Below are 12438 nucleotides of genomic sequence, written 5' to 3' on the forward strand. Positions count from 1 at the left end.
CCACGTGCTTTTTCATTCCGAGACACCTGTTCCGATACGCGAGACGATTTCGTCCCAGTAGCCGGGCATGGTCTCCCAGGGGTCGGTGCGGCCGCCGTGGTCCGTGTGGTCGGTGAACCAGATCGTCGCGGCGCCCTGCCAGCGGGCGATGCGCAGTGCCTCCTCCAGGTGCGGGCGGGGCACCCCGTGGACGAAGTGGCAGAAGCGCTCGGGCGGATGGTCGGTGGTCCACTCGGCCACCTGCGACCAGCGGTAGTCGCTCCACGGGCCGGAGAAGGTGACCAGCTGGTCGGCGAGCCCGGCGTAGCCCGGGTGCGGGTGGATGCCGTGGCCGAGGACGATGTGGGCCTCGTCACGGATCACGCGGAGCGTGGCCACCGTGCGGCGTACCTCGGGCAGCCCGGCGTGGTCCGCCGGGCAGCGGTCCAGGAGGAAGCCGTCGACCTGGTACCAGTCGACGAACCGGTGGGCGTCGGAGATCAGCTCCCCGAAGTTCCGGGTGCCGTACCGGGTGTCGAGACGGCCGAGGACGCGGACACCGGCATTGCGCAGGCGGCCGGCCGCCTCCAGGCAGTGCGGGTCGGGGCGGGCGCCGGGGCCGTCGGCCACGTTGAGGACCACCCAGTGCAGAGGGGTGCCGGGGCGGGCGAGTTCGCTCCATTCGGTGGGGGCGATGAGGGGGTGCGCGTACCCGGGGACGCCGACGCCGGGGCGGAGTTCCGTGCCGGACGTGCGTGGCCGGGTGCTGGTCAGATGCGGCATGCCGCCTCCATCCAGATGTCGGCGAGGGACTCCTCCAGGCCGATGCGGGGACGCCAGCCGAGCCGGTCGCGGGCGGTGCGCACATCGGCCTGCTGCCAGCTGCCGCAGCCGTCCGGGTACGGGTACGCGACCGGGGGCGCGTGGTCCGGGTCGGGGCGGGGGTGGCCGATGGCCGTGCGCAGGGCGCCGGGAGGGCCGTCGAGTTCGTGGAGGGCGCCGCCGTATCCGGCCACGCGGGCGAGGACCGCGGCGGCGTCACGCAGGCGGACGGCGCGGCCGGAGCCGATGTTGATGACGCCCTGCGCGGCGGAGAGCGATGCTGCGTGGACGGCCCGGGCCACGTCCCGGACGTCGACGAAGTCGCGCTGCGCGCCGAGGCCGCCGAGTTTCAGCTCGCCGTCGCCGGACTGCATGGCGCGGCGCATGGCCTCGGCGAGCCGGCCCAGCGGGGAGCCGGCGGGGGTACCGGGCCCGGCCGGTGAGAAGACGCGCAGGACGACGGCGTCCAGGCCGGAGCCGAGGACGAGTTCGGTGGCGGCGAGCTTGCTGACGCCGTACGGGCCACCGGGCCGGGGGACGGCGTCCTCCGCCGTGGAGGAGCCGGGCTGGCTGGGGCCGTACTCGGCGCTGCACCCGATCTGCACCAGACGGGCACCGCAGCCGCTGCGGCGCAGGGCTTCGCAGACGGTGGCCACGGCGACGGTGTTGTGGCGGGTGAGCTCGCGGGCACCGCCCCTGGTGGCGCCGGCGCAGTTGACGACGACGCCCGGGTGGACCGCGTCGAGGAAGCGGGTGAGGGCGCCGGGGCTGCCGGACGCGAGGTCGAAGCGGACGTCGGCGTCGTCGCCCCGGCCGAGGGCGGTGAGCTGCACGGCCGGGTCGGCGAGCAGGCGGTCGGCGACGAAGCGCCCGATGTAGCCGTTGGCTCCGATCAGCAGGACTCTCATCGCGCGTCTCCCGGGGCGGCCGGGGCTGCTGGGCGGGTGGTCATGCGGGTTCTCCTTGAGGCGGAAGGGAGGGATGTGACGGGGGCTGCCGGTGGCGGCGGGGCCGGTGGCAGGGTCGGGTCACCGGGAGCCCGGCGGTGCGTGGGCCGAGGCCCTGGTCAGCTTGCGGGTGGCGTGGACCAGGAGGGCCAGGGCCGCCGTACCGCAGGCGAGGGTGGGGACGCTGCCGGCACCCCAGGTGGTGACGAGGGTCTCGACGGGGGTGGCCAGGAAGCCGCAGCCGGGGAGGCGGGAGGCGAAGACCGCGGCGAGGGCGGCCGCCTGGAGCGTGGCCGTGGCGGTGAGGACCACGGCCGGGGCGTAGGCGAAACCGTGCGTGGTGAGGAGGCGGGCCAGGAAGAGGAGGGCGCCCAGGGTGAGGGTCTCGGCGTGGGCCGCGGGCTCGTCGACGACCGCGGCGCAGAGGGTGAGCAGGGCCACAAGGGCGCCCAGGAACAGGACGAACGTGCCGAGCAGGAGCGGTCGTACGGCGGCGGCGAAGTCCTCCAGGCCGCGACTGGCCGCGAGTTTGCGGCGGGCACGCGCGGCGAAGAGGTGGGCGGTCCAGGCGGCGGGCGCGCAGGCCAGGGTAAGTGCCAGGACGGGGGTGGCGGTGAGGGGCCAGGGGCCGTCGGCCGTGCCGGTGGGCAGGCTGTCGGGGCCTCCGGTGACGGCCCCGTCGAGCAGGCCGTTGCCCAGGAGGGCGTAGGCCACGAGCCAGGTGGTCCCGGTCGTGGCCCTGCCGGGGGCTGTGCGGTCGGGTCTGCTCAGGGGGCCTCGGCGCAGGGCCGCGCCCAGGGCCAGGGTCACGGCCAGGGCGCCCGCTGCCGCGGCGAACAGGCGCGACTGGCCGTGGGTGAGGTGCACGGCGGCGACGGCGGCGGCGCACAGCGTGCCCGGCAGGAGCGTCAGCAGGGCCCAGTCGGCGCGTGCGCGTGGAGCGGTGGGCGCCGCGGGCGGGGGCGCGGACCCGTCCCGGGAGACCCGCGCGTACATCTCCTCCGCCAGGGAGAAGACGTCCCGGTGGCGGAAGCGGGCGGCGGTCCGGTCGGTGATGCCGTGCGCCTCCAGGCCCGCCGCGATCTCCAGGGGATCCACCGCGCGTTCGCAGAGTTCCCGGTGACGGTGCATCAGCGCCTTCACGGGGTCGGCGGCACCGCGACGCGGGGCGGCGGGCTTGCGATCGGCGGCGGCCTCCGGGGCGGGCGCGGGCGTGGTCGCGGGGGTCGGCTCCTGCTCCGGGCGGGCGTCCCACAGTGCCCCGGGCGCCGCCGGGCCGGTGGGGGGCTCCGGGCGGTCCAGTTCGTCCAAGTCGCTCATCGTGCTCCCTCCGGGGCGGGGACGGGAGTGGTGGCGCGTACGGGTCTGGCCGTCGCCCCGCCGGGGCCGCCGCGGACGACGAGGCTTGGTGACGGGGCGGCCCAGCGGATCGGGACGTGGGCCTCGGCGGGCACCGCGAAGGGCAGTGGGGCCCCCGCTTCGTCCAGGACCACACGGCGGATCGGCGCGCGCGAGACGATCTCCAGGTAAATGCCGTGGAATGCCTGGATGTTCTGCTCGACCGTGAACAGTTCCAGGGCACGGGCGCGGGCGGCGGCACCCAGGCGCGCACGGCGCGCGGGGTCGCGCAGCAGCGCCACGCACGCCTCGGCGAGCGCCCGCGGATTGCGCGGCGGTACGACGAGCCCGGTGCCGCCGATGACCTCCACGACCGCGCCGACGTCCGTCGACACCGTCACGCGTCCGCAGAGCATGGCCTCGACGAGGCTGATCGGGAAGCCCTCGACGACGCTGGAGAGGACGGTCACGGCGCCCGAGGCGTAGGCGTCAGCGAGGGCCGGGAGTTCGGGCCCGCCGATCTCCTCGAAGGACACCGGGTTGTCGCCGGTGGCGTGCGGGCCGTCGGCCTCGTCGGGGAAGAGCTGGGCGGCCAGGGTCCGGCAGTGGCCGAGGTAGGCCGTGCCCTCGGAACCGGCGGGCCCTCCGACGATGCGCAGGCGGGTCTTCGGCTGCCGCTTGCGGATCTCCGCGAAGGCGTGCAGCAGCGAGACCAGGTCCTTGGCGGGCTCGACGCGTCCGACCCACACGAGCGTGTCCGGGTCGGCGCACTCGGGGGACTCGCCGACCTCGGCGAAGGGCCGGGCGTCCATGCCGGGGTAGACCGTGCGGAGCTTCCCGCGGTCGGCGCCGCACCGCTCCTGCCAGCGGCGGGCGTGCGTGTTGCCGGCCGTGACGACCTCGGCCCGGGCGTAGGCCTCGGCCGCGAGCCTGCCGTGGAAGGCCGCCAGCAGCGACCGTACGGCGGGTGGGGCGTCCGGAGCGGTGAGGTAGTGGGTGCGCAGGCGCACGCCGTACTCGGTGACCAGCAGGGGGACGCCGGTGAAGTGGCGGGCGAGCAGGCCCGGCAGGGCGGCCGGGCCGCCGGACGCGGCGTGGCAGAGGTCGACCGCGCCGAGGCCGTCGTCCTCGTACCAGTCGAGGGAGAGGGGGCGCAGGGCGCGTTCCAGGTGTGCGGCCACGGCGAGCAGATCCTGTACGCGCGCCTCACGCGCCGCGCGGTGGGCGCCGGGCGCACGACAGGCGCGTTCCAGTGTGCGTACGGCGGTCTCGGAGCGGAGAGCCCCCACCAGGCCGCCCGCCTCGCGGGCGAGTTCGGCGAGCCCGTACAGAGCGTTGGCGAAACGGTCCGCCTCGGGGGTCGACACACCCTCGGAGGGCCCCTTGGCTCCCGACGTTCCCGCCAAGGACCCCGTGGCGGCGGCCGGCAGACCCCCGGACGTCCCGCTCAGCACGGCTGCCAGTTCGCCGAAGCACTCGGTGAACCGCCGGCGCGCGCGGCGGCCCAGGGCCACGTCGTCGTCCTCGGCTGTCCACATGGGCGCGGTGCGCACCCTGCGGACGTTCGGCGGCAGCGGGATCCAGCCCTCGTCCTCCTGGTGTTGGCTGCGGCTGAGCGCGTAGACGTCGAACTCGTGCTGTGCGAGCCCGCGCACCAACCGGTCGCACCAGAGCCTGGCGTCACCGCTCACGTACGGATAGCCACCCTCCGTAAGCAGTCCGATGCGCACGAGTGCACCCCCGATCTCCCGTATCAGGAGCCGCCGTTGTCCGGCGGCTCGCAGCGGGACGAACGTATGCGGACAAGGCGGTGGCGCGACGGACGGTTGTCCGTCGCGCCACCAAAAGGGGTGAACGGTCGTAACTTTCCCGTGCGGATCGCGTTCTGTCGCGCTAGGAGATCAACCGGACACGGATCGTCATGCCGCGGCCAACTCCCGTCGCTCCGCCCGGCGTCGCGCGGCGGCGTCCGGGTCGAGCGCCGGTACGGCGGCGAGCAGCTGCCTGGTGTACGGGTCCCGGGGCGACCCGTACACCTGGTCGACGGGTCCTTCCTCGACGATCCCGCCCTGCCGCATCACCGCGACCCGGTCGCTGACCTGGCGCACGACGGCCAGGTCGTGCGCGACGAAGACCAGCGCGAGGCCGAGTTCGCGTTGCAGCTCCCCGAGCAGGGCGACCACGTGCGCCTGGGTGGTGACGTCGAGGGCCGACACCGGCTCGTCGCAGACGATGACGCGCGGGTCGGCCGCGAGCGCCCGGGCGATACCGACGCGTTGGCGCTGCCCTCCGCTGAACTCGTGCGGGTAGCGGTCGTAGTGGGCTCCTTCGAGCCCGACGCGCTCCAGCAGTTCCGCCACGCGCTCCCGGATGCGCCCCTCATCCCGCTCACCCCGCGCGCGCAACGGGTCGGCGATGGACTCGCCCACGCTGCGGCGGGGGTTGAGGGAGGAGACGGGGTCCTGGAAGACCATCTGCACGGCCGGGTTCACGCCCGTGTGCGGGCGGCCTTCGTACCGGACCTCCCCCGCCGTCGGCTCCAGCAGCCCGACGAGCATGCGCCCCAGGGTCGTCTTGCCGCTGCCGCTCTCGCCGACGATGCCGAGGGTCTCGCCGCGGTGCAGGGTCAGCGACACGTCGCGCACGGCCGTGAACGCCCGCTTGCCCCGCCCGAACTCGCGCCTCAGGCCGGTCGCCTCCAGGACGACCTCCTCCGGGGCAGTCGAGCCGGCCCTCGGCGCGTCCAGCCGCGGGACCGCGGCCAGCAGCTCCCGGGTGTACGGCTGGGCCGGCGCACCCAGCACCCCGGACACCGGGCCGTGCTCGACCTCGCGCCCGTGCCGCATCACCAGCACCTCGTCGACGCTCTCGGCGGCGACCCCCACGTCGTGCGTGACGAGCAGCAGGCCCATGCCCGTCTCCTCACGCAGCGTGTGCAGCAGGTCGAGGACCTGGGCCTGGACGGTCACGTCGAGGGCGGTCGTCGGCTCGTCGGCGATCAGCAGACGGGGCTCGCAGGCCAGCGCCATGGCGATCAGGGCGCGCTGGCGCATGCCGCCGCTGAACTCGTGCGGCCGGGAACGCGACCGCCGGGCCGCGTCCGCGATGCCCACCCGGTCGAGGACGTCGACCGCACGCGCGCGTGCCGCCCGCCGGGACACTCGCGCGTGGACGCGGTACACCTCGGCGATCTGGTCACCGATCGCGTAGTACGGATCGAGGGAGGACAGCGGATCCTGGAACACCATCGCGGCCTGGCCGCCGCGAAGCCGCCGCAGTTCCTCGTCGGAGGCCCGCTGTACGTCGGTGCCGGCCACCCGGACCGATCCCCCGACCCGCGCTCCCGTGCCGTGGTGCAGGCCGAGCAGGGCGGACGCCACGGTCGACTTGCCGGAGCCGGACTCGCCGACGAGGGCCAGGGCGGCGCCCTGTTCCAGCCGGAAGGAGAGGCTGTCGACGGCACGCAGCTCGCCGAAGTCCACGGAGAGGCCGGTCACTTCGACCAGGCTCATGTCAGCACCACCCGTCGGTCGGCCACCGCGTACAGCACGTCCGCGACGGCGTTGGCGAGGACCACGAAGAAGCCGATGACCAGGACCATGCCGACCACGACCGGCAGGTCGACCACGTTGACGGCATGCACGAGTTCCTGTCCGATGCCGGGCAGGCCGAACAGCGTCTCGGTGAGCACCGCGCCGCCGATCGCCGAGCCGACGTTGTTGGCGTTCAGCGCGATGACCGGCGCGAACGCCCCACGCAGCGCGTGCCGCCCGACGATGGACCGCTCGCCGACGCCGTACGCACGGAAGGTGCGGATGTGGTCCTCGGCCAGCGTCTCCAGCATCGACGCCCGGGTCAGCCGGGCGAACGCGGCGGCCTCGATGAGGGCCAGCGACAGCCAGGGCAGCAGCAGGTTCCACGCCCACTGTTCGGGGTCGTCGGTGAGGGCGACGTACTGCGGGAAGGGCAGCAGCCGCAGCTCCCCGCAGACGACGATCATCAGGACCAGACCGATCACGAAGACCGGGGTGGCCGTGCCGGCGAGGGTGACGCCGGTCAGCACCCGCTCGGAGAACCGCCCGCGCCGCCAGGCGGAGAGCACGCCGGTCCCGACGCCGAGGAGCAGCCAGAGCACCATCGCGCCCGACACCAGGGACAGACTGGCCGGGAGCTTCGCCAAGATCAGCTGCGTGACCTGCTGGTCGCTCTGGTACGACAGGCCGAGGCAGGGCGCGGAGCAGTGCTGCACGGACGTACCCGTCGAGTAGTCCTGGCCGGCGACGAGGCCCTGGAGGAAGTGCCAGTACCGCAGGAACAGCGGGTCGTCGAGGTTCAGTTGCCGGGCGACCTGGTGCACCTGTTCCGGTGAGCAGCGCGGGCCGCAGGTGATCTGGGCGACGTTCCCGGGTGTCACGTAGAAGACGACGTAGACGATCACCGAGATGGCGAGCAGGGTGACAACGGCGCCGACGGCCCGGCGCAGTACGAACGCGGTGAGGCCGCCCCGCCCGCTCATGCCGCACCTCCCCGTGCCGTCCTCGACTCCCGCCCGGGCCGCTCGTCCGGCCGCGATTCCCGCTTCCGCCCCGTCCCGATCCGCAGCCGTGAGGACACGCGCGGGTCGAGCGCGGTGCGGATGCCGTCGCCGAGGACGGTGAGCGCCAGCACGGTGACGAACAGCGCGCCCGCGGGCAGCAGCAGATACTGCGGGGCGGCCTGGTACCAGACGTCGGCGGCGGTGAGCATCTGGCCCCAGGAGGGCGTCGGCGGCTTCACTCCGACGCCGAGGAAGGACAGTGCGGCCTCGACGGTGATGTTCGTCGGGACGAGCAGCGCGGCGTAGGTGATGACGGGCGCGGCGATTGCGGGCAGCAGCTCGCGGCGGGCGATGCTCCAGGTGCCCCAGCCGCTGAGCCGGGCGGCGGAAACGTGGTCGAGTTCCTTGAGGGTGAGCGTCTGCGCGCGCACGATCCGGGCGATGTTGCCCCAGCCGATCAGGCCGACGACGAGCGCGACCAGTACGGGCCGCGGAAAGCTCGACGGCACGATCGCGAGCAGCGCCAACGACATGATCATGAGCGGCATGGCCACGATGATGTCCGTGAACCGGCTCAACAGTTGATCAAGCCAGCGCTTCCCGAGTGCGGCGGCGACACCCAGGGTGACCCCGATGGTGACCTGCACGACGGTCGCCGCCAGCGCGACGCCCAGCGACACGCGCGCGCCGTACGTCAGTCGTGCGAACAGGTCGCGCCCGGTCTGCGGTTCGACGCCGAGCCAGTGTTCGCCGCTGATGCCGCCGAGCGGCCCGACGGGCACGCCCCCACGCGCGGAGTCCACCAGGGAGGGGTGGTAGGTGGTCGGGTCCTGGCCCTCGACGGCCGTGAGGAGCGGCGCGGCGAGCGCCACCAGGACGAGCAGCGCGACGACGGCCGCCGCGGCGAGGGCGGCACGCTGCGCACGCAGCCGCCGCCAGAACTGACGGGCCCCCGAGACCGCCGGGACGAACGCCTCCGTCCCGGCGGCCCGCGAGGCCAACAGGGTCTCACTCATGATTGCTTGACCGGCCCATTGACTACTTGACCGCGACCTGCGAGATGTCCAGCACGCCGGTCCAGTCGCTGATCACGATGTTCTTGACGTCCTCGCCGTACAGGCGCTTGTAGACGGGGTGGAACAGCGGGACGGTCAGGGCCTTCTCACCGATCCTCTTGTCCAGCGCACCCCACCTCTTGGCGGCCTGGTCAAGATCCGTCAACTTGTTGATCGCATCAATCTCGGCATTGACCGACTTGTCGTTCAGCAGGCCCGTGTTGAAGTTCGCGCCGTCCTTGACGATCTGGCGGCCGTCGAAGATCGGGGCGAGGAAGGGACCGCCGGAGGGCCAGTCGGCGCCCCAGTGGGCGAGGAAGAAGCCCGGCTCGGTCTTCACGTCGTGGATCTTGTCGGAGTAGTCGTTCTCCTCCAGGCCCTGGAGCTTGACCGTGATGCCGGCCTTCTTCAGCGCGTCCTGGACGGCGGTCGCGATCTCCGGGCTGGTCTCGAAGTCCTTGGCGTTGGAGTGCGTCAGCGTGACGGTGAGCCCGTTCGGGTGGCCGGCCTCCTTCAGCAGCTGCCTGGCCTTGGCCGGGTCACCGGCCTTGCCCGCCGGGAAGAGGTCGTACGGCGTGTACCCGAAGGACTTTTGGTCCGGCAGGAAGGTGGTGGCGGGCTCGGCCAGCGCGGACCCGCCCGCGGCGTTGACCACGGACGACCGGTCGATGGCGTACGAGATCGCCTGCCGCACCCTGACGTCGTCGAACGGCTTGATGGTCGGGTTGAACGCGATGTAGTTGGTGTAGCCGAAGTGTCCGGTGCCGACGCGGGACGCGAGGTCCTTGTCGCCGGTGACCTTGGCCAGTTCGGCCGGGCCGAGGTTGGTGTCCGTGGTGACGGCGGCGGCGTCCGCTCCCTGGGACGCGGACAGCCGCTGGTTGATCACGGACGAGTCGAGCCCGGACCGTACGTCGATCCTGTCCGGGTAGGCCTTGCGTTCGGCGTCGGTCGAGGCGGACCAGTGCGGGTTGCGCTCCAGGATCAGCCGCTCACCGTCGTTCTCGTTCCTCACCACCCGGTACGGCCCGGACGAGACCGGGTGCTCCTCGTACTTCGTGCCCGTGTCCTTGCTCTTCGGGACGGGCGCGAACTGCGTCTGCGTGGCGAGGTACGGGAACTCGCCCTCGGGCTTGTTCAGGTGGAAGACGATGGTCCGGTCGTCCGGCGTCTCGATCGCGTCGAGGCCCTTCTTGTCCTTGTACGGGCCCTGGTAGTCGGCGGCCCCGACCAGCCAGTCCCGCAGGTAGGGGGCGCCGCCGGAGAGTTCGGGGGCGAAGGAGCGCTCGATGCCGTACTTGATGTCGGCCGAGGTGATCGGCGTGCCGTCCTCGTACCTGAGCCCCTTCTTCAGGGTGTACGTCCACACGGTGGCGTCCTTGCTGGGGCGCCCGGTGTCGGTGGCGAGATCGGGGACGACCTTCGTGCCGGCCGCGCCGTTCTCGCGGTTGCGGGTGGTGAGCGTACGGAAGACCAGGGACGGGACGTTGCCGCCGCCGGAGGTGTACAGGCGGGCCGGGTCGAAGTCCTGCTGGGGATCGGCGTTCAGGACCGTGAGGGTGCCGCCCTTGTGGGGCGTGGAGTCGCCGCCGCCCTTGGCATCGTTGTCCTTCGGCCCGCAGGCGGCGGCACCCGCTGCCAGGACCAGGCTGACGGATGCCGCGGCCACGCGGCGCGCTGTGACGGACGGTTGGCGCATCGGAATGACGACCTCTCGGACGAATGACATCTCGGATCGCGAGACGAATTGACGAAGGGTGAGACGAAGCTGGACACACGTCTGCCCGGGCGCCGGGTCGTCGAAGAAGCCGTGTCAGGTCACGGAGAACTGACAGGGTCACCGGGAAGGTGGGAGTTCGCGACACGCGCCTGGGGCGGGCGTCAGCAACAGTGGATGTCGGCCACGCAGAGCGGGGTCACGCCGATGAGCGCCAGCTCGATGGCGGCGCGAACGGAGACATGACGGGGCGACATGCCAGAAATATGAACGAACTTTCTGCGCATGTCAACGCGGTACGTCGGCTCACCCCTGTGACGCCTGTCAACTCCCGGGATACGGCCAGGGGTTGGCGCGGCAGTGGATGCCGTCGTGGTCGAGGAACTTGGTCTGCTGCTGCATGACCGGCGCGAGGTCGCCGTCCTTGTCGCAGGTGACGTGGCCGTAGCCGAGGCGGTGGCCTACCTCGTGGTTGATCAGCATCTGCCGATAGGCGTGGATCTTGCTGTCACCGTAGGTCTCCGAGCCCTGTGCCCACCGGTAGGCGTTGATCATCACGCGCTCGGTCGCTGCCGAGTCGCAGGAGACGTTGTCCTCGGTAGTGTCCAGACCGGACTTGGCACACCAGTCGGCGGTCGTGCCGGGGCTGGCGAGCGTGATCACGAAGTCGGGCCGGCCGGAGTAGATCCGCTCGAAGGTGCGCGCGCCGTTGTGGGCCCAGCTGCGCTGGTCGTTGAGCGTCTTCTGTACGGCCTCGGCGAACAGTTCGGCGTCGAGCCCGAGCCCCTGCTCCACGTCCACGCGATAGGTGAACTTCTGCCCCAGACCCGGTGCCTCGGCGATGCCGGGCACGGCGTCGAACTTCCCCGAGCCCCTGAGCTTGGCGCCGAGCGGGTACGTCCTGCTCATCTTCTCGTCGTACGTCAGCGGCTTCACGTCGGACCCCGGTGCGGGCGCCCGCCCGTTCGCGCGGGACGACGAGTCCCGCAGGTCGCGGGCCCGGTCGGTGGCGGACGGTGACTGCACGCCGGAGCCGCCGGGGTCGTTGGCGACCTGACCGGCGACGATCACGGCCAGCACGGTGGTGACGGCGGCGGCCGCGATGCCTGTGAAGGTACGGCCCTTGGCGCCCCTGACCGGGGCGGGCGTGCCCGTCGGCGCCACGTCGTCATCGTCGTCGGAGCGGATTCCGGCCGGGGCACCGGCGTTCCAGTCCGAGACGGATGCGTAGGCGTCCGCGTGCGCGGAGGGGGGCGTACGGGGTGCGAAGACGTCGTCCTCCTCGTCGAAGGCGTCGAGATACTCCTGCCGCGGCCCGGGCCCGGGGGCCCGTCGCTGTCGCGGTATGGGAGCACCACCACTGCCCTTCAACTCACCCCAGCCACCCCCGGCTTCCCGCTGCTCGGGGTGCCCTCCCCGGGCTCGGGGGGATGCGTGCGCGGGAGCGCCGTCGGGAACCCGTGGCACCCCGCGCGCGGGGGTACCGTCCGGAAGCCGCGGCACCCCTCCCTCAGGGGTACCGTCGGGAAGTCGCGGAACGCCGTGCGCGGGAGTCCCGTCGGGCAGCCTCGGAACACCATGCGCCGGAGTCCCGTCAGGAAGCCGGGGTGCGCCGTGCGCCGGAGTCCCGTCGGGCAGCCGGCCACCTGGCGTCGGAGTCCCGTCAGGGAACCGCGGAACGCCCTGCGCCGGAGTCCCGTCAGGCAGCCGCGGAACACCGCGCGCCGGCGTGCCGTCAGGAAAACGCGGCAGCCCGCGCGCTGGTGTGCCGTCGGGCAGGCGCGGAGCGCCGTGCACGGGCGTGCCGTCCGGCAGCCAGCCGTCGGGAAGGCGCGGCATCCCATGCGCGGGCGTCCCGTGTGAAGGCGTCCCGTCCACCGTCGCGGGCCGCGGCCCCGGCACCCGGCGCGGACCCGCACCCGGCTGCGGCCGGCCACCCTGCGACGCGGCCCGGGGCGGAGCCGTCCGGCCTCCGCGGCTCGGGTCCGCTGCCTGGCCCGGCCCCTGTCCCGACCCGGCCCGGCCGTCCCGTACTGCGGTTGG

The 12438-nt window shown here is 73.0% G+C and carries 10 protein-coding genes; all 10 read right to left on the minus strand.

Annotated elements, in window-relative coordinates; translation table 11 throughout:
• Window positions 1-12: 12 nt before the first annotated feature.
• The 10 genes from SCNRRL3882_RS13710 to SCNRRL3882_RS13750 all read right to left on the minus strand — a co-directional run bounded on the left by SCNRRL3882_RS13710 (window position 13) and on the right by SCNRRL3882_RS13750 (window position 12234).
• Window positions 13-762 carry a spherulation-specific family 4 protein gene (locus tag SCNRRL3882_RS13710; RefSeq protein ID WP_010047686.1) on the minus strand — a complete coding sequence of 250 codons (750 nt, stop codon included), beginning with the start codon at window positions 760-762 and terminating at the stop codon, window positions 13-15.
• Window positions 750-1709, minus strand: a complete 960-nt coding sequence (locus SCNRRL3882_RS13715; protein ID WP_010047687.1) for an NAD-dependent epimerase/dehydratase family protein — start codon at window positions 1707-1709, stop codon at window positions 750-752. The genes SCNRRL3882_RS13710 and SCNRRL3882_RS13715 overlap by 13 nt, the downstream gene beginning before the upstream one ends.
• 120 nt (window positions 1710-1829) lie before the next feature.
• On the minus strand, window positions 1830-3068 hold the full coding sequence (locus SCNRRL3882_RS13720) for a hypothetical protein (RefSeq protein ID WP_010047688.1): 1239 nt from the start codon (window positions 3066-3068) through the stop codon (window positions 1830-1832).
• Window positions 3065-4816, minus strand: coding sequence for a DUF3492 domain-containing protein (locus SCNRRL3882_RS13725; RefSeq protein ID WP_010047689.1), 1752 nt, complete (start codon window positions 4814-4816; stop codon window positions 3065-3067). Before SCNRRL3882_RS13725 ends, SCNRRL3882_RS13720 begins: the two co-directional genes overlap by 4 nt.
• Before the next feature lie 189 nt (window positions 4817-5005).
• Entirely contained in the window at window positions 5006-6598 is a 1593-nt protein-coding gene (locus SCNRRL3882_RS13730) for a dipeptide ABC transporter ATP-binding protein (protein ID WP_010047692.1), read from the minus strand.
• Complete coding sequence (locus SCNRRL3882_RS13735) at window positions 6595-7602, minus strand: ABC transporter permease (protein ID WP_010047695.1); 1008 nt, start codon at window positions 7600-7602, stop codon at window positions 6595-6597. Before SCNRRL3882_RS13735 ends, SCNRRL3882_RS13730 begins: the two co-directional genes overlap by 4 nt.
• Window positions 7599-8639, minus strand: coding sequence for an ABC transporter permease (locus tag SCNRRL3882_RS13740; RefSeq protein WP_010047697.1), 1041 nt, complete (start codon window positions 8637-8639; stop codon window positions 7599-7601). The genes SCNRRL3882_RS13735 and SCNRRL3882_RS13740 overlap by 4 nt, the downstream gene beginning before the upstream one ends.
• Before the next feature lie 22 nt (window positions 8640-8661).
• Window positions 8662-10377, minus strand: a complete 1716-nt coding sequence (locus SCNRRL3882_RS13745) for an ABC transporter substrate-binding protein (protein WP_010047699.1) — start codon at window positions 10375-10377, stop codon at window positions 8662-8664.
• A gap of 182 nt (window positions 10378-10559) precedes the next feature.
• Entirely contained in the window at window positions 10560-10652 is a 93-nt protein-coding gene (locus SCNRRL3882_RS42415) for an Ms4533A family Cys-rich leader peptide (RefSeq protein WP_311774658.1), read from the minus strand.
• Window positions 10653-10719: 67 nt separating this feature from the next.
• On the minus strand, window positions 10720-12234 hold the full coding sequence (locus SCNRRL3882_RS13750) for a DUF3152 domain-containing protein (protein WP_237556564.1): 1515 nt from the start codon (window positions 12232-12234) through the stop codon (window positions 10720-10722).
• Window positions 12235-12438: the final 204 nt, after the last annotated feature.

Origin of the sequence: Streptomyces chartreusis NRRL 3882 (genome assembly GCF_900236475.1) — a bacterium.
GTDB lineage: Bacteria > Actinomycetota > Actinomycetes > Streptomycetales > Streptomycetaceae > Streptomyces > Streptomyces chartreusis_D.